Source organism: Microbacterium shaanxiense, assembly GCF_054779995.1.
In genome coordinates this window covers 90252-115953 of sequence record NZ_BAAGXE010000006.1, presented here as the reverse complement: position 1 = coordinate 115953, position 25702 = coordinate 90252, and the positions used below count along the sequence as shown (strand labels likewise).

23 protein-coding genes are annotated in these 25702 nt (G+C 69.0%); 13 read left to right on the top strand and 10 right to left on the bottom strand.

Annotation, left to right across the window (positions count from 1 at the left end):
* Nucleotides 1–26: 26 nt before the first annotated feature.
* The gene (locus tag ACYVG2_RS17805; RefSeq protein ID WP_460782202.1) at nt 27–1226 is read right to left on the bottom strand and encodes a class I SAM-dependent RNA methyltransferase; all 1200 of its coding nucleotides are present in this window, start codon (nt 1224–1226) and stop codon (nt 27–29) included.
* A 23-nt stretch (nt 1227–1249) separates the two neighbouring features.
* On the opposite strand from ACYVG2_RS17805, the gene ACYVG2_RS17800 reads away from it, so the two are divergent.
* Together ACYVG2_RS17800 and ACYVG2_RS17795 are read left to right on the top strand one after the other, a co-directional pair.
* Entirely contained in the window at nt 1250–1891 is a 642-nt protein-coding gene (locus ACYVG2_RS17800; protein WP_460782271.1) for a Maf family protein, read from the top strand.
* 78 nt (nt 1892–1969) lie between these two features.
* A complete protein-coding gene (locus tag ACYVG2_RS17795; protein ID WP_460782201.1) occupies nt 1970–3736 on the top strand; it encodes an acetyl/propionyl/methylcrotonyl-CoA carboxylase subunit alpha in 1767 nt (588 codons plus the stop codon).
* Between the two features lie 16 nt (nt 3737–3752).
* Here the strand turns inward: ACYVG2_RS17795 and ACYVG2_RS17790 are convergent, their stop codons facing one another.
* Nucleotides 3753–5201 carry an NAD(P)H-quinone dehydrogenase gene (locus ACYVG2_RS17790; RefSeq protein ID WP_206476279.1) on the bottom strand — a complete coding sequence of 483 codons (1449 nt, stop codon included), beginning with the start codon at nt 5199–5201 and terminating at the stop codon, nt 3753–3755.
* A 49-nt stretch (nt 5202–5250) separates the two neighbouring features.
* Here ACYVG2_RS17790 and ACYVG2_RS17785 point away from each other — a divergent pair, with 49 nt between their 5' ends.
* From ACYVG2_RS17785 to ACYVG2_RS17770, 4 genes are read left to right on the top strand one after another with little or no spacing between them, the layout of a single operon-like run.
* Nucleotides 5251–6084, top strand: coding sequence for a purine-nucleoside phosphorylase (locus tag ACYVG2_RS17785; RefSeq protein WP_206476277.1), 834 nt, complete (start codon nt 5251–5253; stop codon nt 6082–6084).
* A complete protein-coding gene (locus ACYVG2_RS17780) occupies nt 6081–7757 on the top strand; it encodes a phospho-sugar mutase (protein ID WP_460782200.1) in 1677 nt (558 codons plus the stop codon). The genes ACYVG2_RS17785 and ACYVG2_RS17780 overlap by 4 nt, the downstream gene beginning before the upstream one ends.
* 13 nt (nt 7758–7770) lie before the next feature.
* Nucleotides 7771–8496, top strand: a complete 726-nt coding sequence (locus tag ACYVG2_RS17775; protein WP_460782199.1) for a TSUP family transporter — start codon at nt 7771–7773, stop codon at nt 8494–8496.
* 19 nt (nt 8497–8515) lie between these two features.
* Complete coding sequence (locus ACYVG2_RS17770) at nt 8516–8782, top strand: HPr family phosphocarrier protein (protein WP_206476271.1); 267 nt, start codon at nt 8516–8518, stop codon at nt 8780–8782.
* Between the two features lie 5 nt (nt 8783–8787).
* On the opposite strand, the gene ACYVG2_RS17765 is transcribed toward ACYVG2_RS17770, so the two are convergent.
* The gene (locus tag ACYVG2_RS17765) at nt 8788–10710 is read right to left on the bottom strand and encodes a BglG family transcription antiterminator (RefSeq protein WP_448967669.1); all 1923 of its coding nucleotides are present in this window, start codon (nt 10708–10710) and stop codon (nt 8788–8790) included.
* 126 nt (nt 10711–10836) lie between these two features.
* Between ACYVG2_RS17765 and ACYVG2_RS17760 the strand changes: the two genes are divergently transcribed.
* From ACYVG2_RS17760 to ACYVG2_RS17730, 7 genes are all read left to right on the top strand, one after another.
* Nucleotides 10837–11166, top strand: coding sequence for a PTS sugar transporter subunit IIB (locus ACYVG2_RS17760; RefSeq protein WP_206476267.1), 330 nt, complete (start codon nt 10837–10839; stop codon nt 11164–11166).
* The gene (locus tag ACYVG2_RS17755) at nt 11163–11447 is read left to right on the top strand and encodes an HPr family phosphocarrier protein (protein WP_448967667.1); all 285 of its coding nucleotides are present in this window, start codon (nt 11163–11165) and stop codon (nt 11445–11447) included. Before ACYVG2_RS17760 ends, ACYVG2_RS17755 begins: the two co-directional genes overlap by 4 nt.
* Nucleotides 11444–13129, top strand: coding sequence for a phosphoenolpyruvate--protein phosphotransferase (gene ptsP, locus ACYVG2_RS17750; protein WP_460782198.1), 1686 nt, complete (start codon nt 11444–11446; stop codon nt 13127–13129). The genes ACYVG2_RS17755 and ptsP overlap by 4 nt, the downstream gene beginning before the upstream one ends.
* Complete coding sequence (locus tag ACYVG2_RS17745) at nt 13126–14751, top strand: PTS mannitol transporter subunit IICB (protein WP_460782197.1); 1626 nt, start codon at nt 13126–13128, stop codon at nt 14749–14751. Before ptsP ends, ACYVG2_RS17745 begins: the two co-directional genes overlap by 4 nt.
* The gene (locus ACYVG2_RS17740; RefSeq protein ID WP_448967664.1) at nt 14748–15182 is read left to right on the top strand and encodes a PTS sugar transporter subunit IIA; all 435 of its coding nucleotides are present in this window, start codon (nt 14748–14750) and stop codon (nt 15180–15182) included. The genes ACYVG2_RS17745 and ACYVG2_RS17740 overlap by 4 nt, the downstream gene beginning before the upstream one ends.
* Nucleotides 15179–16324: a mannitol-1-phosphate 5-dehydrogenase gene (locus tag ACYVG2_RS17735; RefSeq protein WP_460782196.1), complete on the top strand. Its 1146-nt coding sequence runs from the start codon at nt 15179–15181 to the stop codon at nt 16322–16324. The genes ACYVG2_RS17740 and ACYVG2_RS17735 overlap by 4 nt, the downstream gene beginning before the upstream one ends.
* A gap of 78 nt (nt 16325–16402) precedes the next feature.
* Nucleotides 16403–17695 carry a flavin-containing monooxygenase gene (locus ACYVG2_RS17730; RefSeq protein WP_460782195.1) on the top strand — a complete coding sequence of 431 codons (1293 nt, stop codon included), beginning with the start codon at nt 16403–16405 and terminating at the stop codon, nt 17693–17695.
* A 5-nt stretch (nt 17696–17700) separates the two neighbouring features.
* Here the strand turns inward: ACYVG2_RS17730 and ACYVG2_RS17725 are convergent, their stop codons facing one another.
* From ACYVG2_RS17725 to ACYVG2_RS17695, 7 genes are read right to left on the bottom strand one after another with little or no spacing between them, the layout of a single operon-like run.
* Nucleotides 17701–18561, bottom strand: coding sequence for a carbohydrate kinase family protein (locus ACYVG2_RS17725; protein ID WP_460782194.1), 861 nt, complete (start codon nt 18559–18561; stop codon nt 17701–17703).
* 11 nt (nt 18562–18572) lie between these two features.
* Nucleotides 18573–19691, bottom strand: coding sequence for an adenosine deaminase (locus ACYVG2_RS17720; RefSeq protein WP_460782193.1), 1119 nt, complete (start codon nt 19689–19691; stop codon nt 18573–18575).
* A gap of 57 nt (nt 19692–19748) precedes the next feature.
* Nucleotides 19749–21044: a thymidine phosphorylase gene (locus ACYVG2_RS17715; protein ID WP_460782192.1), complete on the bottom strand. Its 1296-nt coding sequence runs from the start codon at nt 21042–21044 to the stop codon at nt 19749–19751.
* Nucleotides 21041–21439: a cytidine deaminase gene (locus ACYVG2_RS17710; RefSeq protein ID WP_448967658.1), complete on the bottom strand. Its 399-nt coding sequence runs from the start codon at nt 21437–21439 to the stop codon at nt 21041–21043. The genes ACYVG2_RS17715 and ACYVG2_RS17710 overlap by 4 nt, the downstream gene beginning before the upstream one ends.
* Before the next feature lie 21 nt (nt 21440–21460).
* Nucleotides 21461–22741 carry an ABC transporter permease gene (locus ACYVG2_RS17705; protein ID WP_460782191.1) on the bottom strand — a complete coding sequence of 427 codons (1281 nt, stop codon included), beginning with the start codon at nt 22739–22741 and terminating at the stop codon, nt 21461–21463.
* Complete coding sequence (locus ACYVG2_RS17700; RefSeq protein WP_448967656.1) at nt 22738–24045, bottom strand: ABC transporter permease; 1308 nt, start codon at nt 24043–24045, stop codon at nt 22738–22740. The genes ACYVG2_RS17705 and ACYVG2_RS17700 overlap by 4 nt, the downstream gene beginning before the upstream one ends.
* Nucleotides 24042–25598, bottom strand: a complete 1557-nt coding sequence (locus ACYVG2_RS17695; RefSeq protein ID WP_460782190.1) for an ABC transporter ATP-binding protein — start codon at nt 25596–25598, stop codon at nt 24042–24044. The genes ACYVG2_RS17700 and ACYVG2_RS17695 overlap by 4 nt, the downstream gene beginning before the upstream one ends.
* Between the last annotated feature and the right edge of the window lie 104 nt (nt 25599–25702).

Sequence of the window (25702 nt, the reverse complement as noted above, 5' to 3'; positions counted from 1 at the left end):
CTCCACCCTATCGATCTGCTGAGAGCTCACCGGCTGAGCAGCGCGATGACCTCGAAATGGTGCGAGTGCGGGAACAGGTCGTACCCCTGCAGCGACTCCACATTCCAACCGAGACCGCGGAACGTGCCGAGGTCGCGGGCCAGCGCCACCGGATCGCACGCGACGTAGACGATCGCATCGGGGCTCAGCGCATGCACGCCCTCTACGACAGCACGTCCGGCGCCGGCTCGCGGCGGGTCGAGCACGACGGCTCCGGTCCTGGTGTCGGACGGAAGGCCCTCCAGATAGCGATCGACCCGGGAAGTGACGGCGGCGACGTCGAACGGGTCGAGGTTGTGCTTCGCATGCTCGGTGGCACGACTGCTCGATTCCACCGTCACGAGGTCGGTGGCTCCGAGCTCCGCCAGTGAGGCGGCGAACAGGCCGACCCCGCCGTACAGGTCGAGGTGGGTCTTGGCCGGGTCGACGCGTCCTTCGAGGACGGAGCGCACGGCGGTGTCGAGCGTGTCGGCCGCGCGGGCGTGCACCTGCCAGAAGCCGTCCGCATCCACTCGGAACGTGCGCTCCCCCACCTGCTCCCTGATGACCTCGGACGGCTGGCGCCTGCCCCGCTCCGGGCGACGGATGACATGCACCTTGCCGTCCGAATCCTGGACCAGATCGATGCGACCGGGCTTCGCGTTCTTCAGCGAGAGCGCTTCGGCCGCGACGCGGCGTCGGGCGAGCGGATGCGACTGCACCGGGATCACGCGATGGCTTCGCGCGGCGAACGGGCCGACCACACCGTCCGCATCCACGTGCAGCGAGACGCGCGTGCGCCAGCCGGTGCCGTCGCCGTCGTCGATCGCCGCGATCTCCGGGGCTTCCAGGCCGGATCCCGCGAACTTGTCGAGCGCCTCGGTGAGCACCTGACGCTTGAGGGTGCGCTGATGCGCGAGGTCGATGTGGCCGAGATCCGCGCCGCCCGCGCGATCGGCGGGATCGCGTGAGATGTCGGCTTCCTTCCACACGTGCGACCGACGATGAGGCGATTCCTCGAGCACCTCGAGCGTCTCCGCCCGCCAGAACGACGACTTCGCGCCGTCGGTCACGCGGGCGCGCACGCGCTCACCGGGAACGGCGTCCGAGACGAACACCACGCGACCTTCGTGACGGGCGATGAAGGTGCCACCGTGCGCGATGCCGGTGATGTCGAGGTCGAGCGTCTGGCCCGCTGAAGAAGTCATCCCTCCAGGATACGGTGATGGACATGCGCGTATGCCTGGCCTCCACCTCTCCCGCCCGTCTCATGCTGCTGCGTCAGGTCGGTATCGAACCGCTCACGCTCGCCCCGCAGACGGATGAGGAGGCCGTGGCCACCGAGGCCGCTGCCGAGCGGGGTGCGCCGCTGCCCTCGGCAGAGCTCGTACTGCTTCTCGCACGCGCCAAAGCGGCGGACGTCGCGCATCGGCTCGTGGCGGAGCAACCGGACTTCGACGGACTCGTGATCGGCGGTGATTCGATGTTCGAACTCGACGGTCGCGTGTACGGCAAGCCCTACACTCCGCAGGAGGCGACGCGACGCTGGCACGAGATGCGCGGTGCGACCGGAGTGCTCCACTCGGGGCATTCGGTGTTCCGCGTCTCCCCCGGCGCCGCTGCACGCGAGGCCACCGCGATCGCGGAGGCATCCGTCACCTTCGCCGACGACATATCCGACGAGGAGATCGCGGCCTACGTCGCGACCGGTGAACCGCTGCACGTGGCGGGCGCCTTCACCGTCGACAGCCTCGGCGGTGCATTCATCACGCGCGTCGACGGCGACCCGTCCACGGTCGTCGGCATGTCCCTGTCGACCATCCGCCGACTGGCCGGTGAGCTCGGCGTGACCTGGACGGATCTGTGGTCGTAGGGATCCCGCCACGTTCTTGCGTGTTTCTTGTGGAGAGTCGTCAAAAGTATCGACGTCGATCTCGCTAGGCTGACATTCATGCCTGATATCGCCAAGGTCCTCATCGCGAACCGCGGCGAGATCGCCGTACGCATCATCCGCGCCGCCCGTGACTCGGGAATCGGTTCCGTCGCCGTCTACGCCGACCAGGATCGGGATGCTCTGCACACCCGCCTCGCGGACGAGGCGTACTCCCTCGACGGCGACACCAGCGCCACCACCTACCTCCAGATCGACAAGATCCTCTCCGTCGCGCGCCGCGCCGGCGCCGACGCCGTCCACCCCGGCTACGGCTTCCTGGCCGAGAACGCCGAGTTCGCCCGCGCCGTGATCGGTGCGGGCATGATCTGGATCGGACCGTCGCCCGAGGCGATCGAAGCGCTCGGAGACAAGGTCACCGCGCGCCACGTCGCCGAGAAGGTCGGCGCCCCCCTCGCCCCCGGCACTCCGGGCCCGGTCGAGAGCGCGGACGAAGTCGTCGCCTTCGCGAAGGAGCACGGCCTGCCGATCGCCATCAAGGCCGCCTACGGCGGCGGTGGACGAGGCCTCAAGGTCGCGCGTGAGCTCGACGAGGTCGCCGAGCTCTTCGAATCGGCGACCCGTGAAGCGGTGGCCGCGTTCGGACGCGGCGAGTGCTTCGTGGAGAAGTACCTCGACAAGCCCCGCCACGTCGAGACGCAGTGCCTGGCGGATGCCGAGGGCAACGTCGTCGTCATCTCCACCCGCGACTGCTCGCTGCAGCGCCGCCACCAGAAGCTCGTCGAAGAGGCACCGGCGCCGTTCCTCACCGAGGAGCAGAACCGCCAGCTGTACGAGTCCTCCAAGGCGATCCTGCGCGAGGTCGGCTACGTCGGCGCCGGCACGTGCGAGTTCCTCATCGGTGCCGACGGCACCGTCTCCTTCCTCGAGGTGAACACGCGACTGCAGGTCGAGCACCCGGTCTCCGAGGAGGTCACCGGGATCGATCTGGTGCGCGAGCAATTCCGCATCGCCGCCGGCGGGACCATCGCCTACGACGACCCGACGCCGAACGGTCACTCGTTCGAATTCCGCATCAACGGTGAAGACCCCGGTCGCGGCTTCCTCCCGCAGCCCGGTCCGATCCACGTGTTCAAGACCTTCGGCGGGCCGGGCATCCGCCTGGATTCCGGCGTCACGGCCGGCGATGCCGTCTCCGGCGCCTTCGACTCGCTGCTGGCGAAGATCATCGTCACTGGCCGGGACCGCGCCGAAGCGCTCGAGCGCGCCCGCCGTGCTCTCGACGAGTTCGAGGTCGCAGGCCTGCCGACCGTGCTCCCGTTCCACCGCAAGGTCGTGCGCGATCCCGCCTTCACCGCGGAGAACGGCACGTTCGGTATCTTCACGCGCTGGATCGAGACCGAGTTCGACAATGACATCCCGGCCTGGGACGGCGAGCTGGATGCTCCAGCACCCGCCGAGAGCCGCCACACGGTGGTCGTCGAGGTCGCAGGCAAGCGACTCGAGGTCAGCCTGCCCGATCGCGTGGCCGTCGCCTCAGGCGTCTCCGGCCGTCCGGCCGCCGTACCGCCGTCCAGGCGCAGCCACGCCACGTCGGTGTCGGCAGGCGCTTCGGGAGACGCGGTGAAGTCGCCCATGCAGGCCACTGTGGTCAAGATCGCCGTCGAGGAGGGCCAGCACGTCGTCAAGGGCGACCTGGTCGTCGTGCTCGAGGCGATGAAGATGGAGCAGCCCCTGCAGGCCCACAAGGACGGCGTGATCGGCGGCATCAACGCGACCGCCGGTGCGACTGTCTCTTCAGGACATCAGCTGCTGCTGATCTCCTAGCCGGGCGGAGCCGGCGTCAGCTGATGTTCACCAGATGCATCGCGCGCGACGCGTCGGTGATGCTCGACGACAGCGACGGGTACGCCGCGAACACACGCGAGACCTGGTCGACGGTGAGGCGGCGTTCGACGGCGACGGCGATCGGGTAGATCAGCTCCGACGCCTTCGGCGCCACGATCACGCCGCCGATGACGGTGCCGGAGCCCTTGCGGGCGATGATCTTCACGAAGCCGTCCTTGATGCCCATCATCTTCGCGCGCGGGTTCGCCGCGAGTGGCAGCTTGTAGACGAGTCCGTCGGCGACGCCGTCCTCGACGTCCTTCTCGCCCCAGCCGACCGTGGCGATCTCGGGAGCCGTGAAGATGTTCGAGGTGACCTTGATCTTCTCGAGCGGGATGACGATGTCGCCGAGCGCGTGGAACACCGCGGTGCGACCCTGCATGGACGCGACGGATGCGAGCGGCATGAAGTTCGTGCAGTCGCCGACGGCGTAGACGTTGGGCACCGATGCCCTGGCGACGCGGTTCACGCGCACGTGGCCGGACTCGGTGAGCTCGACACCAGCCTCCTCGAGACCGATGCCAGCGGTGTTCGGAACCGAGCCGACCGCCATCAGGCAGTGGCTGCCCTCGACGGTGCGCCCGTCGGAGAGAGTCACGAGCACGCCGGTCTCCGTGCGCTCGACCTTGTCGGCTCGCGACTTGGACAGCACGGTCATGCCGCCGCGCTTGAAGACCTTCTCCAGCACGCGGGCCGCGTCCTGGTCCTCGCCCGGCAGCACCTGGTCGCGACTGGAGATGAGGGTCACCTTGGCGCCGAGGTTCATGTACGCCGAAGCGAACTCGGCGCCGGTGACGCCGGAGCCGACGACGATGAGGTGCTCGGGCAGCGCCTTCATGTCGTACAGCTGCGTCCAGGTGAGGATGCGCGTGCCGTCGGGCTTCGCGCTGTCGAGCTCTCGCGGCGATGCACCGACCGACACGATGATCGTGTCGGCCTCCACGCGATCGAAATCGGTTCCACCGGGGCCGGTGGCCACCACGATCGCGTTCGGGCCCTCGAGTCGTCCGTGACCGGACAGGATGCGCACCCCCGCCTCGAGCAGGGTCTCGCGCATGTCCTCCGACTGCTGCCCTGCCAGGGCGAGCAGCCGCTTGTTGACCGCGGCGAGGTTGATCGCGATCTCGGGCTTGAGCGGTTTGCCGCTCGCACCCTTCGCGTAGAACTGCACACCGAGGTCGCTGGCCTCGGAGATGGCGACCGCGGCATCGGCCGTCGCGATCAGGCTCTTCGAGGGCACGACGTCGGTGAGCACGGCCGATCCTCCGACGCCGACGCGTTCGACGAGCGTCACCTCAGCACCGAGCTGGGCTGCGGCGAGCGCCGCTTCGTAACCGCCGGGACCGCCGCCGAGGACGGCGACCCGCTGAGTGCGCTCGAAAGGAGTGGAAGACATGACCCCCATTCTTCCGCAATCCTGAGTGCGTTGCCGTCACCACTCTTAGAGTGGATCCATGACCGACATTCACGACAACCCTCTCGACGACCCGAACGCCGATCCGTTCCAGGTCGCAGCCCTCGCCGCCGCGGACATCGCGCGGCTCAGCGGCGTCGAGAAGCACGACATCGCCCTCACGCTCGGAAGCGGATGGGGCAAGGCCGCCGACCTGCTCGGGGAGACCATCGCGACGATCCCGGCCACCGAGGTCACCGGCTTCTCCAAGCCGGCTCTCGAGGGCCACGTCGGCACGCTGCGCAGCATCCGCACGCCCGGAGGCAGGCACGTGCTCGTCATCGGCGCGCGCACCCACTACTACGAGGACCACGGCGTCCGCCGTGTCGTGCACAGCGTCCGAACCGCGGCCGCCACGGGTGCGGCGATCATGGTGCTGACCAACGGCGCCGGCGGAATCCGCGAGACGTGGAAACCCGGCCAGCCAGTGCTCATCAGCGACCACATCAACCTCACAGCGGACTCTCCGCTGGAGGGAGCGAACTTCGTCGATCTGACCGACCTCTACTCGGCGCGGCTGCGCGAGATCGCACGCACGATCGACCCGTCGCTGGACGAGGGCGTGTACACGCAGTTCCGCGGACCCCACTACGAGACCCCCGCCGAAGTGCAGATGGCGAAGACCATCGGTGGCCACATCGTGGGCATGTCGACCGCGCTGGAGGCGATCGCCGCCCGCGAGGCGGGCATGGAGGTGCTGGGCTTCTCGTTGATCACGAACCTCGCCGCCGGCATCCAGAAGACACCGCTCAGCCACACCGAGGTCATCGAGGCCGGTCGTGAGGCCGAGCCCGTGATCTCGGCGCTGCTGGCCAGAGTGGTGGAGGCGCTGTGAGCGAGCAGGCCGAGGCTCGACTGGCACAGGCGCGCGCGTGGCTGCGGCAGGATCCGGATCCCGCGACCCGCGACGAACTGGCCGGCATCGTCACCAGGGCGGCGTCCGGTGACGCCGCGGCGATCGCCGACCTGGAGGACCGCTTCGGCGCCCGCCTCGCCTTCGGCACCGCCGGACTGCGCGGCGCGCTCGGCGCGGGAAGCAACCGGATGAACCGGGTGCTGATCGCCCAGGCCGCCGCCGGCTTCGCCGAATACCTGCGTGAGCACGTGGCAGGCACCCCGACCGTCGTGGTCGGATACGACGGTCGCCGCAACTCCCGGCAGTTCGCCCTCGATTCGGCCGAGCTGTTCGCGGGCGCCGGCCTTCGCACGATCCTCCTGCCGCGCCTGCTGCCCACGCCGGTGCTCGCGTTCGCCGTGCGTCATCTCGACGCGGATGCCGGCGTGATGGTCACCGCGAGCCACAATCCGCCGGATGACAACGGCTACAAGGTCTATCTCGGTGGTGCGAACGCCGGGTCGCAGATCGTGGCCCCCGCCGACGCCGAGATCGCCGCGCACATCCAGCGCGTCGCCGACCGCGCTGATGTGACGGCTCTGCCGCGCTCGGCGTCGTACGAGACGGCCGCGGAGGATGTCGTGTCCGCCTACATCCGCGAGACGGCTGATGTCGCTCCTGCTCCGGATTCCGCGAAGGGCCTCAACTGGGTCTACACCGCAATGCACGGCGTGGGCTGGGAGACCTTCTCGCGCATTCTCCGCACCGCCGGCTACCCCCAGCCGAAGACGGTCGGCGAACAGCTGCACCCCGATCCGACCTTCCGCACCGTGTCGTTCCCGAACCCGGAGGAGCCCGGTGCGATGGATCTCTCCTTCGCGACGGCGAGGCGCACGCGCGCCGACTTCATCATCGCGAACGACCCGGACGCGGATCGCCTGGCCGTCGCGATCCCCGATGAATCGGCGGAGGGCGGATGGCGCCGGCTGAGCGGCAACGAGGTGGGCCTGCTGCTGGGCGCTCGCGCGGCACGTGCGGCGGAGGGCACGCCCGGCGCATCACTCGCGTGCTCGCTGGTCTCTTCGCCCGGCCTCGGGGCGATCGCCGCGCATCACGGGCTCGACTTCCACGAGACCCTCACCGGCTTCAAATGGATCTCGCGCGCCCCCGGCATGGTGTTCGGATTCGAGGAGGCGCTCGGGTACCTGGTCAATCCGGAGACCGTGCGCGACAAGGACGGGATCTCCGCGGCGATCGCCGTGCTCGGTCTCGCCGCAGAGGCTCGGGAGCGCGGAGAGACCCTTGCGACCCTCGTCGCGCAGCTCGGCGAGACGTACGGCCATTTCGCCAGTGGCCAGGTGTCGATCCGCGTCGACGATCTGTCGATCATCGACGGGATCATGCTCGCGCTGCGCACGCTGCCGCCGAGCCGTATCGGGAGCACGGCGATCGATTCCGCCGAGGATCTCCTGCAGGCGGCGGAGGGGCAACCGTCGGGAGACGTGCTGCGGTACCGCCTCGCCGACGGCTCGCGGGTGATCGTGCGGCCGAGCGGCACCGAGCCGAAGCTCAAGGTGTACATCGACGCACGGGCCGACTCGGCGGAGGACTCCCTACGCGCCGTCGCCGATCTCGAGGCCGGTGTGCGCGCACTGCTGGAGGAGCGCTCCTGATCAACGTCGTGCGATGACTCTCGCCCTTCTGTGCGTCGCGGCCGTCGTCGCGGCGGTGATCCAGCGCGTCACCGGTCTGGCGTTCATCCTCGTGCTGATCGGCCCTGCCGTGGTCGTGTACGGGCCGATCCAGGGTGTGACCGTCGCCGTACTGCTCGCGATCATCGCCTCGGCGATCGCGCTTCCCTCAGCCTGGAATCAGTTGGACTGGCGACGCATCCTGTGGCTGCTCGGCGCCGGACTCGTGGCCGCACCGTTCGGCGCGCTGCTGACCCGGCTCCTGCCGGAGCCGGCTCTGCTGCTCATGATCGCGGGCATGGCGGCGCTGGCGCTGCTCGCGCACCGGCTGGGCGGAGTCGTCGCCGCCTCTCTGCGCGGCAGACGGGGTGCGCTGCTCGCCGGCGGGGTGGCCGGCTTCATGCACGCCTCCAGCGGTCTCTCCGGCCCCGCCCTCGCCGCGTTCGCGGTCGGGGACCGCTGGGATCAGCGCCGCTTCGCCGCCAGCGCCCAGGTGATCCTCCTCGGATACGGGCTCGTCTCGGTGCTTCTGAGAGGAATGCCCTCGATTCCGGTGACCGATCTGGCCGTTCTCGGAGTCTGCACCGCGGCGGGAATCATCGGCGGTGCGCTTCTGACACGGGTCATCCCGCTCTCGCTCGCCAGATGGGCGATGCTGTCGTGCGCCTGGGCGGGGACGGTCGTCGTGTTCATCCGCGGGCTCCTCGCCCTCGCGGCGTGAGCCCGGCTAGCATCGCTGTATGCCCACCCGACACGTGATCATCAGCGCGCACAACGGTGTGCACGCCCGACCAGTCGCCGAGCTCGTGCGCTTGGCGCAGTCCCACCGGGATCCGATCACTCTTCGGACGAAGGGCGGTGCGGAGGTCGATCTCAGCAGCGTGCTCGCCGTGATGGATCTCGCGCTGGCGCAGGGTGATGAGGTCACGCTGTCCACGTCGGAGTCATCGGCGGCGGCGGGAGTGCTGGATGCCATGACCGAAGTGCTCGTGCGCCACGACCGCTGAATCGATCACCCGTCGATCACGGCGACCAGCTCATCCAGGAACGCCTCGAACGTCGTGCCACGGCGCACGATGCGCTGCACGCTCTCACGTTCACTGAAGACCTCGACCAGCTGTTCGAACACCGTCTGGAACGCGGTGCGGTCGCTCTCGCTGAACGCCGCGAGCGCCACCACCTGCACGCGTCCCTCGCCCCATGACACGGATCCGTCGGCGACTCCGATCGCGATCGCCGTGCGCTGCGCCGTCATCTGCAGTGCGTGCGGCACCGCCAGGGCATCGGTGAAGGCGGTCGACGACATCCGCTCCCTGACGATCGTGTTCTCGACGTAGTCACCGCCGATGAGTCCGGCGTCCACGAGCAGACCGCCGAGCCGACGGATGACGGCTTCCTCGCCCTCATCCGGCAACGGCCGCACGAACGCATCGGCGACGAAGTAACGCGACAGCTCCGCGCGCAGCCGGTTCAGGCGTCGCGCACGGCGCATGCGCGCGGCTGCCTGCGACACGCGCTCCACATCGGCGTCGGTGAGGAACGGCTGGATGCGCACGTAGCGGTCGCCGGTCGCACCGGGCTCGATCGTGCTCAGCACCAGGTCGGTGTCGATGGCATCCCAGTCCGGATCGACGCTCGTGACGACGCTGGTGACCTCGACCGACGAGCCGAGTGAGCGATCGACGCTCGAGCGCAGCAGCTCGTGCAGTTCGTAGTAGCCGGGGCAGACGATCGTCGCGGTGAGGATCGATTCGGCCTTGCGGCTGCGCTCCAGGCGCCCGCCGATGTGCATCGCGATGTAGGCGATCTCGTCGTCGTGGATCGGTGCGCCCAGCCGGTCGTGCAGACCGCTGGCGATCGACACGGCGACCTCGAAGATCATCGGGTAGGAGGATTTCAGCGACCGTGTGAGCGGATTGCGCGTCCATGCCTGCTCCTCGGCGCGCCGCAGGAGATTCTGCACGTGCAACGCGAGTCGCAGGATGAACGCCTCATCGACGAGGTCGACCTGATAGTCCGCCGCTGCCTGGACGATCTCGGCGCGCACAGCCGCCTCGACGAGCTGATCCACGCCGCTGCGCGCCGCATCGTGCCCGATGCTCTGACCCGGCGCGATCGCCCTCGTCAGCACGAGGGTCGCGAGGTGCGCACTGTCGCCCTCTCCGAGCGCCACGCCGAAGTGCTCCTCGGCGAGTTGCGTGATCACACCGCCCAGCTTCGGGATCTCCTCCGAGGCACCCGCCTGCGGGGTGTCGAGCGCACGCCCCGCCGAGACGCGATCGGCGGCGATCGCGATGTGCAGCAGCACGTCGGAGATCGCGAGCTCGTTGACGTAGTAGCCGAGGGCGCCGAGTTCGCGCACCAGCGCGGTCTTGAACGGCGCCACGGCATGCGCGGCGACCGCGCTGCCGGTGAGCGCGCGGCGGATGCTCTCGGGATGGAACGATCCGGCATCCATCTCGTCATGCGCGAGCCGGCTCAGCAGCCGGCGCTGCGCGATCTCGGTCCCCTGCAGGCGGACGATCTCACGATCGCGTCCGAGCCGGAGATCGGTGCCGTCGAGCAGGCCGCGTACACGGGCGAGATCGGATTCCAGGGTGGCCTCGCTGACGTGCAGCCGATCGGCCGTGGCGTACACATCGATGCCGTCGGACTCGTCGAGCAGCATCCGCACGACGGTGTGCAGGCGATCACGCGGTGCAGACTCCCCCGTCGCCCGCGCGCGCAGGGTCGCGTGCGCGCCCGCACCGGCGCGGTATCCGGCAGGTCCGGACTCGACCGCGTCGCCGCCTGCCGCGCGGGCGTTGAGGGCGGCCACGTAGGAGCGGATGCTGCGCGGCGTCACACCGAACAGATCGGCGAGGCTCGCCGCCGTCGCCCACTCGTCCTGCCGGAGAAGGGTCTGCAGGAGCTGATCCTGACGCTGGCGCGACATGCTCCCATGATGCCAGCACCGTCGCACGGCCGGGGCGCGGCGGAAGGTTCCGCAGGGGCGGAAAGGAACCTGGTGGCGCCGCTCACAGCCTCTTCCCAGAATGGAGGACAGGAAGAGGTGGCATCGATGAGGATCCTGGTGGTCTGCGGCGCTGGTGCGTCCAGCACATTCGTCGCACAGCGACTGCGGCGCGCGGCATCCGCCGCCGGCCTCGACTGGGACACCTCCGCCGGCACCGAGCAGACGATCTCCACCGCGTTCGCGGATCTCGTGCTCGTCGGTCCGCACCTCGCCGACCGGCTGGACGCCATCCGCTCCGCGTCGTCCGCGCCGGTGGCCGTACTGCCCGACGACGTCTTCGCCGACCACGACGGCGTCCGCACGCTCGCCGCCGCCCGTGCGTCGCTCCCCTCCTCGACGAACGAACCACCGTCCACCGCGAAAGGAACATCATGACCGAGATCTCACGCACCGTCCGCATCGGCTCCTCCCACGGGTTGCACGCGCGCCCGGCGAAGCTGTTCGCGCAGGCTGCCAAGGACTCCGGCATCTCCGTGACGATCGCCAAGGACTCCGGCAAGCCGGCCAACGCGGCGAGCATCCTCGGAGTCATCGCCCTGGCCGTCGAGTACGGCGACTATGTGACGCTCACGGCCGACGGCGAAGGCGCAGAGGGTGTGCTCGACTCGCTCACCGAGCTGCTGACGACCGATCACGACCAGGAGGCGGCCGGATGACCGAGCTGCGCGGCGTCGGTGTGGGCCGCGGTATCGCCCAGGGGCCCGTCGTACGCATGGCGGAGCCGCTTCCCGCCCCCGAGAACACGCCGAGCACGATCGGCGCGGATGCCGAGCGCACCCGTGCCAGGGAAGCCGTCGCCGCGGTCGCGACCGAGCTGCAGCAGCGTGCGGACACCGCGGGCGGCGCAGCGCAGGAGGTGCTCGAGGCGCAGGCGATGATCGCCGAGGATCCGACCCTGCAGGACGAGGTGGACTCCCGCATCGATGACGGCGGCACAGCCGAGTGGGCCGTGCACGACGCCTTCGCGGGGTTCCGCGCCACGCTGGAGGCCGTCGGCGGCTATCTCGGCGAGCGCGCTGCGGATCTGGATGACATCGCACAGCGCGTGCTCGCCCATCTGCGCGGCGTGGATGCGCCCGGCGTGCCTGATCCGGGGCATCCGTTCGTGCTCGTCGCTCGCGATCTCGCCCCCGCCGACACGGCGCTGCTCAACCTCGAGCAGGTGCTCGCGCTGATCACGACGGACGGTGGCCCCACCTCTCACACGGCGATCCTCGCGAGGGAGAAGGGCATCGTCGCGATCGTCGGTGCGACGGAGGCCGCGGCGCTGACCACGGGGACGACAGTGATCGTCGATGCCGCTGCAGGCACCGCCACGACCGACCCCACGACCGAACAGCTCGAACGCGCATCGCAGCGAGCAGCAGCGCTGGACGCCGCAGAAAGCGCCCCCCTCACGGCGGGTGCCCTCGCGGACGGCACCGCCGTCGCGCTGCTCGCGAACCTCGGCAAGCCGGCGGATGCGGCGGATGCCGTGGCGCGAGGAGCGGAGGGCGTCGGGCTGTTCCGCACCGAGTTCCTGTTCCTCTCCTCGGCCCAGGCGCCGACCGTGGCGGACCAGCGGAAGTCGTATCGCGAACTGCTCTCGGCGTTCCCCGGCAAGAAGGTCGTCGTGCGGATGCTGGATGCCGGTGCCGACAAACCGCTGGCGTTCCTCAACGATGCGCATGAGGAGAATCCCGCGCTGGGCCTGCGGGGCCTGCGGTCGCTGCGCGCCAGCGAGGACATCCTGCGCGAGCAGCTCACTGCCCTCGCCGAGGCCGACGCCGAGACCGACGCGGATCTGTGGGTCATGGCACCCATGGTGGCCACCGTCGAGGAGACGAAGTACTTCACGGCACTCGCCCGCGAGTACGGGGTGAAGACCGCAGGCGTCATGGTGGAGATCCCGGCCGCCGCGCTGCTGGCGGACCGGGTGCTCGCGCACACCGACTTCGCCTCCATCGGCACGAACGACCTCACCCAGTACACGATGGCCGCCGACCGCATGCTCGGCTCGGTCGCCGGCTTCCAGGACCCGTGGCACCCCGCGGTGCTGCGGCTGGTCGGAGAGGTGGGCGCGGCAGGCGCCCGCCTCGGCAAACCGGTCGGCGTCTGCGGCGAGGCCGCAGCGGACCCGCTCCTGGCGGCGGTGCTGGTCGGCCTCGGCGCCACCAGCCTGTCGATGGCATCGGCGGCCCTCGCCGATGTACGACTCGCGCTCTCCGAGCGCACCCTCGACGAGGCGAAGCACCTCGCCGAGGTGGCACTGGCGGCAGATGATGCCGCGAGCGCCCGCAATGCCGTGGCTGAAGCCGCCGCGGCCCTCCCTTCACACCAGAAAGAGACGACATCATGACGACGACGTCAACAGCGGCCCCGAAGCAGAACGGGCTCAGGGTGGGCGTGCAGCGACTGGGCACGTTCCTCTCGGGCATGATCATGCCGAACATCGCAGCCTTCATCGCCTGGGGCTTCATCACGATGCTGTTCATCCCCGCCGGGTTCTTCGGCGCCGACAGCCCGTTCGGATGGCACTGGGCTCCCGTGGCCGAGATCATCGGCGGCGGTGGCGACTCCGCGCTCATCAACTGGCCGGGCGCCATGACGGCGCTGACCGAGGGCGAAGGCGGCACCTTCCAGGGCTACGTCGGCCTGGTCGGTGCCATGGTGACCTACCTGCTGCCGCTGCTCATCGCGAACACGGCCGGCCGCCTCGTATACGGCGAACGCGGCGGTGTCGTCGCGACCATCGCGACCATGGGCGTCATCGTCGGCACCAACATCCCGATGTTCCTCGGCGCGATGATCATGGGCCCGCTCGCGGCATGGATCACCAAGCAGATGGACCGCCTCTGGGACGGCAAGATCCGCCCCGGCTTCGAGATGCTGGTGAACAACTTCTCCGCAGGCATCCTGGGAATGATCCTCGCGATCGCCGGTTTCTTCGCGTTCGGTCCCGTGATGCTCGGCATCAGCACCGTGCTCGGCGCAGCCGTCGACTGGCTCGTGCAACTGCAGCTGCTGCCGCTCGTCTCGATCATCGTCGAGCCGGCGAAGGTGCTGTTCCTGAACAACGCCATCAACCACGGTGTGTTCACCCCGCTCGGCATCGAGCAGGCTAGCGAGACCGGCAAGTCGATCCTGTTCCTCATCGAGGCGAACCCCGGCCCCGGCCTCGGGCTCCTGCTCGCGTTCACCTTCTTCGGCGTCGGCGCCGCCAAGGCATCGGCACCCGGTGCCGCGATCATCCAGTTCTTCGGTGGAATCCACGAGATCTACTTCCCGTACGCACTCAGCAAGCCGACCACGATCCTTGCTCTGATCGCCGGAGGCGCAGCAGGCGTCACCACCAACATGCTCCTCGGTGGCGGACTGGGCTTCCCCGCCGCTCCCGGCAGCATCATCGCCGTGACCGCAGCGGCGATCGGCGGCGGCATCTGGAACCTGGTGGTCGTGTACCTGTCGGTCATCATCGCCGCTGTCGTGACGTTCCTGATCACCGCGGTCATCCTGCGGGCATCGCGCAAGCGTGATCTGGCCGCCGAGGGCGACACGTTCGGCGCGGCGATCGCGCAGACCGAGGCGAACAAGGGCAAGAAGTCCGAGCACCTGTCCAACCTCGCCGCCTCCGCGGCCGCGGGTGGTGCCGGTGCGACGACGACCACCGCCGTGGCCACGACGCCGATCCAGAACATCGTGTTCGCGTGCGACGCCGGCATGGGCTCGTCCGCGATGGGTGCGAGCGTGCTGCGCAACAAACTGAAGAAGGCGGGCATCGAAGACGTGAAGGTCACCAACCAGGCCATCGCGAACCTCGACGGCACCGCCGATCTGGTGATCACCCAGCAGCAGTTGACCGATCGAGCGAAGGGCAAGTCCCCGAATTCACTGCACGTCTCGGTCGACAACTTCATGAATGCGCCGCAGTATGAAGAGGTCGTCGAGATGGTCAAGTCTCAGAAGGAGGAAGAAGCATGAGCGTGCTTTCCATCGGACAGGTCCGCATCCACCCCGGCTCCGCCACCCAGGAGGAAGCGCTGCAGGAGGCGACCGACATCCTGGTCGCCGCCGGCGCCGTCACCCCTGCCTACGTCGACGCCATGCGTCAGCGCGAGGAGACGGTGTCGACGTTCATGGGCAACGGACTCGCGATCCCGCACGGCACGAACGAGACGAAGGACGCCATCCTCGACTCCGGCCTCTCGGTCGTGCGGTACGACGGCGGAGTGGACTGGGCTGGAGAGAACGCCACGTTCGTGATCGGCATCGCTGGGCGCGGTGACGAGCATCTCGAGATCCTCTCCCAGATCGCGATCCTGTTCTCCGACGAGGACGACGTCGCGAAGCTCAACGCCGCTGCGACGCCCGACGAGCTGTACGCACTGCTTTCGGCGGTGAACGAAGGATGAAGGCCGTCCACTTCGGCGCCGGCAACATCGGGCGCGGCTTCGTGGGGATGCTGCTGCACGAGGGCGGCTATGAACTCGTCTTCTCCGACGTCGCCGGCGCCCTGGTGGACGCCATCAACGCCACGCAGTCCTATACGGTCCACGAGGCGGGTCCGGGAGGCGTCGACCGGACGGTCACCGGGTACCGCGCCGTGAACAGCGGCACAGACCCTGAAGCCGTGGCCGAAGAGGTCGCGACCGCCGACGTCGTCACGTGCGCCGTCGGTCCGACCGTGCTGCGCTTCATCGCGCCCGCGATCGTCGCCGGCCTCAGCCGTCGCTCCCCCGAACTCCCTCCGCTGACGATCATGGCGTGCGAGAACGCGATCGGCGCCACCGATCAGCTGCGCGCCGAGATCGAGAAGCTCGACACGTCGGTGAGCGAGCGCGCCGTCTTCGCGAACACCGCGGTCGATCGCATCGTGCCGGCGCAGCCCGCAGGCGGCGGCGTGGACGTGACCGTGGAGCCGTACTTCGAGTGGGCGATCGAGTCGCGCCCGTTCGGCGGCGATCTGCCGAACATCCCTGGTGCGCACTTCGTCGACGACCTCGGCCCGTACATCGAGCGCAAGCTCTTCACCGTGAACACGGGGCATGCGGCGACCGCGTACTTCGGGGCGCAGGCCGGCCACGAGCGCATCTCGGATGCCCTCAGCGATCCGTCGATCGCCGCACGTGTGGGCGCGGCGCTGGAGGAGACCTCCGCGGTGCTCAGCGCCGTGCACGGGCTCGACCCGGCAGAGCTCGCCGAGTACCGCGCCACGATCCTCGAGCGCTTCCGCAACCCGGAACTGGTCGACACGGTTCAGCGCGTCGGGCGCCAGCCGTTGCGCAAGCTCTCGCGCAACGAGCGCTTCATAGGTCCTGCGGTCCAGGCGGCGGAACACGGGCTGTCGACGTCGGCACTCGTCGTCGCCGTCGCCGCCGCCATCGCCTTCGACGATGAGACGGACGAGCAGTCGGTGGAAATGCAGCGGATGCTGCGCACCGAGGACGCCGACGTGCTCACCGCCACCGTCACCGGGCTGGAGCCGGAGCATCCGCTCTTCGACGCCGTGCACGCGGTCTTCGCCGCGCGGCAGGAGGAGCTGCACACACTCTGACGACTTCCCGCACGACGGTGCCGCTACGATCGAGCCTGGGGGGCGACAGATCGAGCACAGCGTCGTGCGGGGAGCACCATGAGCAGATACGCCGTCATCGGCGCAGGGCCGTCCGGCCTGGCTGTCGCGCGTGCACTGCAGATGCAGGGCATCGAGGTCGACGGCTTCGAGGCGTCGCACGACGTCGGCGGACTGTGGGACATCACCAACCCGCGCAGCACGGTGTACGAGTCGGCGCACCTCATCTCCTCCCGCACGACGACCGAGTTCGCCGAGTTCCCGATGGCTTCGAGCGTGGACTATCCGAGCCACCGCGTGCTGCGGGATTACTTCCGCTCCTACGCGGAGCGCTTCGGGCTCGCCGGGCTGTTCCGCTTCGACACCAGCGTCACCCGGCTCGACCCGCGTGACGGCGGATGGGACCTCACGTGCATGGGATCCGACGGTGTCGGAACGCACCGGTACTCGGGCGTCATCATCGCCACCGGCACTCTCGCCGAGCCGAACACGCCCGCCTTCGAGGGAGAGTTCGCCGGTGAGCTCATGCACACCAGCGCGTACAAGGACGCATCGCAGCTCGACGGCAAGCGGGTCCTCATCGTGGGTGCGGGCAACTCGGGGTGCGACATCGCCGTGGACGCCGTGCACCACGCGGCATCCGTCGACATGAGCGTGCGTCGCGGCTACTACTTCGTGCCGCGCTACCTGTTCGGCCGGCCGAGCGACACGCTCAACCGGGGCAGGCCGTTACCCGCACGCATCAAGCAGGCCGTCGACTCGCGCGTGCTGAAGGCGTTCACCGGCGATCCGGTCCGTTTCGGATTCCCCGAACCCGACTACCGCATCTACGAGTCGCACCCGATCGTGAACACGATGGTGCTGAACCACCTCGGGCAGGGCGATCTGCACGTGCGCGCCGACGTCGACAGGTTCGACGGGCACACCGTACGTTTCCGCGACGGATCGAGCGGCGACTACGACCTCGTGCTGCTCGCGACGGGCTACCGACTGGACTATCCGTTCGTCGATCGGGAGCACCTGCAGTGGCGCGGCTCCTCGCCGAGGCTTTTCCTGAACATGTTCCCTGCGAGTTTCAACGGCCTGTACATGATGGGCATGATCGAGGCTTCCGGGATCGGATGGCAGGGCCGCTTCGAGCAGGCGGAGCTGCTGGCGAGCTACCTCGCCGCCGCCGACCGCGCACCCGAGAGCGCCGAGCGGTTCCGCGAGCGGGTGACCGGCAGCCGGTGGCCGGACGTCACCGGGGGCTACCGCTACCTCGGCCTCCCCCGGATGTCGTACTACGTGAACAACCACGCCTATCGGGCTGCGGTACGCCACGAGCGCGACGCACTGGAGCGGTCACGATGAGCTGCTCAGAGAACGATGCCGTCCAGCAGCGGATGCAGGTGCCTGCTGCCGAGGGCTCTCGAGGCCGCTGCCGCGCCGGATTCCAGGGCCTGCGGCAGCGCCGCACCGGCCAGCCGTGCGGCCAGCACTCCGGCGAAGAACGCGTCGCCGGCACCGTTGGTGTCGAGGACCTCGACCTGCACGGCATCCACGCGGTGCGTCTCGCCGTCGGCATCCACGGTCACGGCGCCCTCGGCGCCGAGCGTGCAGACCGCGAACGACGCCCCGGCGTCGACGCGTGATCGCAGGAATGCCACGGGATCGCTCAGCCTGTCGGCGTTGCAGAAGACCGCATCGGCCGCTTCGAGGAACGGGCGATGGAAGTCCGCCTCACCGTCGTAGTCGTGCACGTCGACCCACACGGGTCTGCCGCTCGCCGTCGCGAAGGGCAGCAGCCGCAGCGGCTCCGCCGCGAGATCGAGCACGACGACCTCGGCATCCGTCATCGCTGCGCGCACGTCGTCGGGTACCGGCCCTGTCTGCGCGGACACTCCGGACAGGTAGAGCGACACGCGCTCGCCCGCCGGCGTCATCAGGTTGAGGTGCCGCTCGGTCGTGGCGCTCGATCCCCACAGCACGTCGAGTCCGGCGGCGCTCAGCGCGGCGTCGATCCTGCGTCCGTGCTCGTCGTCGCCGATGAGCGCGTACAGCACGGCCGGCGTCGCGAGCGCCGCGAGGCTCAGCGCCTTGCCCGCACTCGTCCCACCGACCGTCTCCCAGCTCGCCTCCGCGAACTGCATGTGCGGCGACGGCTCCGGCAGCCGATCCAGGACGACGATCGAGTTCCAGGAAGCAGGGCCGGCGATGAACACGGCGGGCGCGGGCATGATTGCGCCCGTCAGTCGTTCTGGAAGCCCTCGGCGATCATCTCCACGAGTTCCTCGCGCTCCTCGACGGGGAGGAACGCCGCCGACGCCGCGTTGAACTGGAACGCCTCGAGATCATCGAGGTCGTACCCGAAGGCGTCGACGAGCAGCGCGAGCTCGCGGGTCAACGAGGTGCGGCTCATGGTGCGATTGTCGACGTTCACCGTGACGGAGAATCCGAGCTGATACAGCAGATCGAACGGGTGATCGGCGAGCTCGGTGCCCCAGGCCTCGATCGCACCGGTGTGCACGTTCGACGAGGGCGACAGCTCGAGAGGGATCTCGCGGTCGCGCACCCACCGGGCGAGATCGCCGAAGCGCACCTGGACCTCATCGCCCTCGCGTTCGATCACGTCGAGATCACTGACGATGCGCACGCCATGACCGAGGCGGAGGGCACGACCGTCGAGCAGCGCGCTGCGGATCGACGCGAGACCGGCCGCCTCTCCCGCGTGCACGGTGACCGGGAAGAAGTTCTCGGCGAGCAGTTCGAACGCCTCACGATGATCGGAGGCGGGGTATCCGTCCTCCGGACCCGCGATGTCGAAGCCGACGACGCCGGCCTCGCGGTTGTCGAGCGCGAGCTCGGCGATCTCGAGCGATCGGTCGCTCTGGCGCATCGCACTGAGGATCTGCCCGACGCGGATGCTGCGCCCAGAGCGATCCACGGCATCCTCGCCGTCCTCGATGCCCTGCTGCACCGCCTCGACGGCCTCGTCGAGAGACAGTCCCCCTGCGAGGTGCTGCTCGGGCGCCCATCGCACCTCGCCGTAGATCACGCCGTCGTCGGCGAGGTCCTCCACGAACTCGCGGGCGATGCGCGTGAGGTTCTCGGCGGTCTGCATGACGCCGACGGTGAGCTCGAACGTCTTCAGGTAGTCCACGAGCGATCCGGAGTCGCTCTGCGCGGCGAACCAGTCTCCGAGCGAGCGCGCATCGGTCGCGGGCAGCTGCAGCCCCGCGTCGGCAGCGAGCTCGACGATCGTCGACGGGCGCACGGCACCGTCGAGGTGGTCGTGCAACGAGATCTTCGGCAGCGAGCGCAGCGAGACTCCCTGCACCTTCTTGTCACCGTCGGCGGCGATCGACATGGGATGGTGTCCTCTCGGAATCGGCGCCTCGACAGACTCGGCGAAGGCGCCTCCAGCCTACGCGGTGATGCGCTCGCGGACGAGTGGCCCGATCTCGGGCGCGGTGTCTCCGATCGACCATGCGTCCTCGAGCGCCTCGAGGGCACGGGGGAAGCGTGCCGCATCCTCCGCGGAGAGCGTGAACAGCGCCTGACCTGCGGTCACGCGCTCTCCTGGCTTGACGTGCAGATCGATGCCGGCCGCGTGCACCACCTGGTCTTCGGCGCGAGCCCGCCCCGCACCCAGGCGCCACGCCGAGATGCCGAACGGCAGGGCGTCCATGCGCGTGACGACGCCGTCGGCATCGGCCGTGACGACATGGCTCTCACGAGCGATCGGCAGCGCGGCATCCGGATCGCCGTCCTGTGCGCGGATCATCGCCTTCCAGCTGTCCATGGCGCGGCCGTCGTCCAGCGCCGCCTCGACGTCGGCGTCCGGCTGACCGGCGAGGGCGAGCATTTCGCGCGCCAGCGCGACGGTCAGCTCGCGCACGTCTGCAGGTCCTCCCCCTGCGAGGATCTCGACGGACTCCCGCACCTCGTTGGCGTTGCCGATCGCGAGGCCGAGAGGCACGTTCATGTCGGTGAGGAGCGCCGTGGTGGCGACACCGGAATCGGTGCCGAGCGCGACCATGGTCTGCGCGAGCTCGCGAGCGCGGTCGATGTCCTGCATGAACGCGCCAGAGCCGAACTTGACGTCGAGGACGAGCGCATCCGTACCCTCCGCGATCTTCTTCGACATGATGCTCGACGCGATGAGCGGGATCGCCTCGACAGTGCCCGTGACGTCACGCAGCGCGTAGAGCTTCTTGTCCGCCGGCGCGAGACCCGAGCCCGCCGCGCAGATCACGGCGCCGACGTCGCCCTGCATCTGCGCGAACATCTCCTCGTTGCTGAGCGCCGCGCGCCAGCCGGGTATCGACTCGAGCTTGTCGAGCGTGCCTCCCGTGTGCCCGAGGCCGCGGCCGCTGAGCTGCGGGACTGCGACGCCGAAGCACGCCACCAGGGGTGCGAGCGGCAGGGTGATCTTGTCACCGACGCCACCGGTGGAGTGCTTGTCGACCGTCTTCTTGCCCAGGGATGCGAAGCTCATCCGCTCGCCCGATGCGATCATGGCGTCGGTGAGCACGCGGATCTCATCGCGCTGCATGCCGCGCTGGAACACCGCCATCGCGAACGAGGCCATCTGCGCGTCCGAGACGTAGCCGCGCGTGTACGCGTCGACCATCCAGCGCAGTGCCGGCTCAGGGACCTCGCCGCCGTCGCGCTTGGCGCGGATGACGTCGATGGCGTCGTACGGCTCCGGTGCGCTCATCGGACATCCTCCAGGTCACGCGGACCGAACGCGTCGGGCAGCACCTCGTCGATCGTGCGGATGCCGGAGACGGTCTCCAGCAGCATCTCCGGCATGGAGTGCTCGAACAGCAGCTGACGGCAGCGGCCGCACGGCATGATCGTCTGCCCGTCGTTGTTGACGCACACGAACGCCACGAGCCGCCCGCCGCCGGACATGTGCAGGTCGCCGACCAGGGCGCACTCCGCGCACAGTCCGACGCCGTACGAGGCGTTCTCCACATTGCATCCGGCCACGATCCGGCCGTCGTCCACGAGGGCCGCGGCCCCTACCTTGTAGCGCGAGTACGGCGCGTAGGCCTTGCGCATGGCGTCGGTGGCGACCTGACGCAGCTCGTCCCAGTCGATGTCAGTCATTGTTCCTCAGGTCTCGATGCTTCAGCTCTTGATGTACGGTTCGCCGGATGCCGCAGGTGGACGCGATCGGCCGACGAGCCCCGCGACGGCGAAGATGGTCACGACGTACGGCAGCATCAGCATGAACTGGCTGGGCACCGGCGAACCGATGACCGACAGCACGCCCTGCAGGTTGGTCGCGAAGCCGAACAGCAGCGCGGCCAGCGTGGCGCGCACCGGGTCCCACTTGCCGAAGATCACGGCGGCCAGCGCGATGTATCCCGCACCGGCCGTCATCTCGCGGCCGAACTGCGGGTTGGTGACCAGCGTGTAGAACGCGCCGCCCATGCCGGCGATGGCGCCGGCGAGCATCATGTTCCAGTAGCGAGTGGGGGCGACCTTGATGCCCACGGTGTCCGCGGCCTGCGGGTGCTCGCCCACTGCGCGAAGGCGCAGTCCCCACCGAGTGCGGTACAGCCCGAACCAGACCAGGAACACCGTGATGTACATCAGGTACACGATGATCGTCTGGCGGAACAGCACCGGACCCAGCACCGGGATCTCACTGAGCAGCGGGATCGGGATCACCGGGAACAACGGCGGGGAGTTCAGCCTGGCGGGGTCGGCGCCCAGCACCTGGCGGTAGAGGAAGGTCGTCAGGCCCGCCACGAGCACGTTCAGCACGACACCGACGATGACCTGGTTGACGTAGTAGGTGATCGCGAACACCGCGAGCACGAGCGAGACCAGCACGCCGGCGACCATCGCGGCGATGAGGCCCGCCCACGGGCTCCCCGTGGCCGAGCCGACGAGTGCGGCCATGAAGGCTCCGGCCAGCAGCTGCGCCTCGATCGCGATGTTGACGACGCCGACCCGCTCGCCGATCACGCCGCCCAACGCACCGAAGATCAGAGGCGTCGCGAGCGCGAGTGCACCGCCGAGCAGACCGATCATCGGGAGGGTGCCGCCCGCGGATGCCCAGGCGAGGAACCCGACGAGCAGCACGATCACGTAGACGACCGTGAGCCACAGCGGCAGTCGGCGCTGCGCGCGCGTCCACACCGCGGACAGCGCAGTGATCGCGGCGAGCACGACGACCGCGACCCACGCCGTGGCGTTGGCCGGCAGCACGAGCTCCGGCAGCTGGATGGCCGCGTCGGCGGAGCGCACGAGCCGGAAGGTGCTGTCGCCCTCGCGCGGCACGATCAGAGGCAGCAGCGCGAACAGCACGGTGAACAGCCCGAAGATGATCGGGGTCTTCCAGGAGGTGATGGTGACGCGACGCTGTTCGTCGCTGACCACAGCTTCAGCCGTGACGGTCATGCGGACACCTCCTCGGTGATCTGCGCCGCGTTCTTCTTCGGCTTCCTGGGTTTCGTCGGCTTCTTCCTCGCGCCAGGCTGCGGCAGCCCGAAGATCGCGCGCACCAGCGGCGGAGCAGCGATGAACAGCACGATCAGCGACTGGACGACGAGCACGATCTCGATCGGCACGTTCTCGGATGCCTGCATCGCGAACCCGCCGGCCTTGAACGCGCCGAACAGGATGCCCGCAGCCAGGATGCCCAGCGGCGTCGAGCGCCCCAGCAGGGCGACCGTGATCGCATCGAACCCGATGCCCGCGTCGATGTCACCGCCGAACCCGCTCGTGACGGTGCCGAGCATCTGGCTGACGCCGGCGATGCCGACGAGTCCTCCGGCGATCAGCATGACGTAGAAGTACATCCTGCCGACGCTGATGCCGGCCACCTTCGCGGCGCTGGGGTTCTCCCCCACCGCGCGGAATCGGAAGCCGAGGCTCGAACGCTCCAGCAGCCACCAGGTGAAGGCGACGGCGATCAGGGCGAGGATGAAACCGGCGTGCAGCTTGTACTGAGGGCCGAGGATGCCGGGCAGCACGGCGGAGTCCGCCATCGCCGCCGTCTTCGGGTTGTTGGATCCTGGCGCCTGCAGGATCCCCTGCGTCGCCAGCATCCACGCCAGCAGGTATACCGCGATGTGGTTGAGCATGATCGTCACGATCACCTCGTGCGCACCGGTGCGCGCCTTCAGGATGCCGGCGATACCGGCCCACACGCCTCCGGCGACGACACCCGCGGCGATGGCGACCAGCATGTGCAGCGGCCACGGGAGGTCCATGCTCGTGCCGACCCAGCCGGCGGCGGCGGCGGCCATCAGCATCTGGCCCTGACCGCCGATGTTGAACAGACCGGCACGGAAGGCGAGGCCGACGCCGAGCCCTGCGGCGATCAACGGCGTGGCGAACTTCAGGGTCTCGGTGAGCGGGCGGATGCCTGCGGCGAAGCCGTCGACGCGGAAGTTGTAGATCGCCCCCTGGAACAGGGCGACATAGGCGCCGGAGATCGAGCTCCACACCGCGGCGAGCATGTCGCCCGGCCGCGCGAAGAAGTACCCTGCGGTGCTCTGCACCTCTGGATCGGTGAAGGCGATCATGATCGAGCCGGCGATGAGTGCCAGGATGACCGACAGCACAGAGATCAGACCGTTGCCGGTGACGATGCGGCGGAAGGCGCCGTGCCACCGGGAGGGCTCTGGGTCCGCGACCTTGGAGTCGCTGCCGAAGTCCGCGGGGGCCGAGGGGATCGGCTTCAGCTCTGGGCCGGTCATGCGCTCGTCTCCTCGGTGTCGGCTGACGTCGCGGCGGCCACGGCCGTCGTATCGGTCTCGATCATGCCCGCCATCATCAGGCCGAGCTGCTCGCGCGTGGTGTCGCCCGGAACGATGCCGACGACCTTGCCTCGATACATCACCATGATGCGGTCGGCGAGCGCGGCCGCCTCGTCGAGCTCGGTCGAGATGACGATCACGGGGATGCCGGAGTCGCGGGTCTCGATGATGCGCTTGTGGATGAACTCGATCGAGCCCACGTCGACGCCGCGCGTCGGCTGCGCCGCGACGAACAGTGAGAGCTCGCGGCTGAGTTCGCGGGCCAGCACGACCTTCTGCTGGTTTCCGCCGGACAGGCGTCCCGCCTGCTGCGCCGGTCCCTGCGTACGGATGTCGAACTCGGCGATCTTCTCGCGTGCGAACTCGTCCAGCGCGCCCAGCTGCAGCGTGCCCGCCTTGACGAAGGGAGCGCCGACAGAGCGATCGAGCATGAGGTTCTCGGCGATCGAGAACTCCTTCACGAGACCGTCGACGCTGCGATCCTCGGGCACGAAGCCGACACCGTCGTCGAGGATGTCGCGCACGGAACGCCCGACAAGCTCCTCGCCGTTGAGCCGCACACTGCCCTCGACGCGTGGCTGCAGTCCGACGATGGCCTCGGTGACCTCGGTCTGGCCGTTGCCCTGCACACCGGCGATCACCAGCACCTCGCCACCGCGCACCGAGAACGAGACGTCGTCGACGAGCACCGTCCCGAGCGGATCGGTGACAGTGAGCTCTTTCACGACGAGCGACTCCTCGCCGAGCTTCGGGGCGTCCTTGTGCACCTTCAGCTCGACGGCGCGGCCGACCATGAGGGACGCGAGTTCTTCGTTGCTGGCCGTCGGCGACGCCTCGCCGACGACCTTGCCGAGACGGATGACCGTGATGCGGTCCGCGACCTCGCGGACCTCGCGCAGTTTGTGGGTGATGAACACGATCGAGGTGCCGCTTTCCTGGAGCTGACGCATCGTCGCCATCAGCTCGTCGGTCTCCTGCGGAGTGAGCACCGCGGTCGGCTCATCGAACACGAGCACCTTGGCGTCGCGCGAGAGCGCCTTGATGATCTCCACGCGCTGCTGCACGCCGACGGGGAGGTCTTCGACCACGGCATCCGGGTCGACCTGGAAGCCGAAGCGGTCGGAGATCTCGCGCACCATCGCGCGAGCCGCGGCGAGGTCGAGGCGTCCTCCGAAGGTCGTCTTCTCGTGGCCGAGCATGACGTTCTCGGCGACGGTGAACACGGGGATCAGCATGAAGTGCTGGTGCACCATGCCGATGCCGGCCGCCATCGCGTCGCCGGGTCCGGCGAAGTGCTGCTCGACGTCGTCCAGCAGGATCTCGCCCTCGTCGGCCTGGTAGAGGCCGTAGAGCACGTTCATCAGCGTCGACTTCCCGGCGCCGTTCTCCCCGAGGAGGCAGTGGATCTCCCCCGGTTCGATGGTGAGATCGATGTGGTCGTTGGCCGTCAGCGCGCCGAACCTCTTCGTGATGCCGCGCAGTTCTAGCTTCATGTGTCAGATCCTAATCAGCAAAGGTGCTTCGTCCCAGGTTCCTGTGGGAGCCCGGGCAACGGCGAGGGGAGGTCGGCGGGTCGCCGACCTCCCCCTGTGTCTCG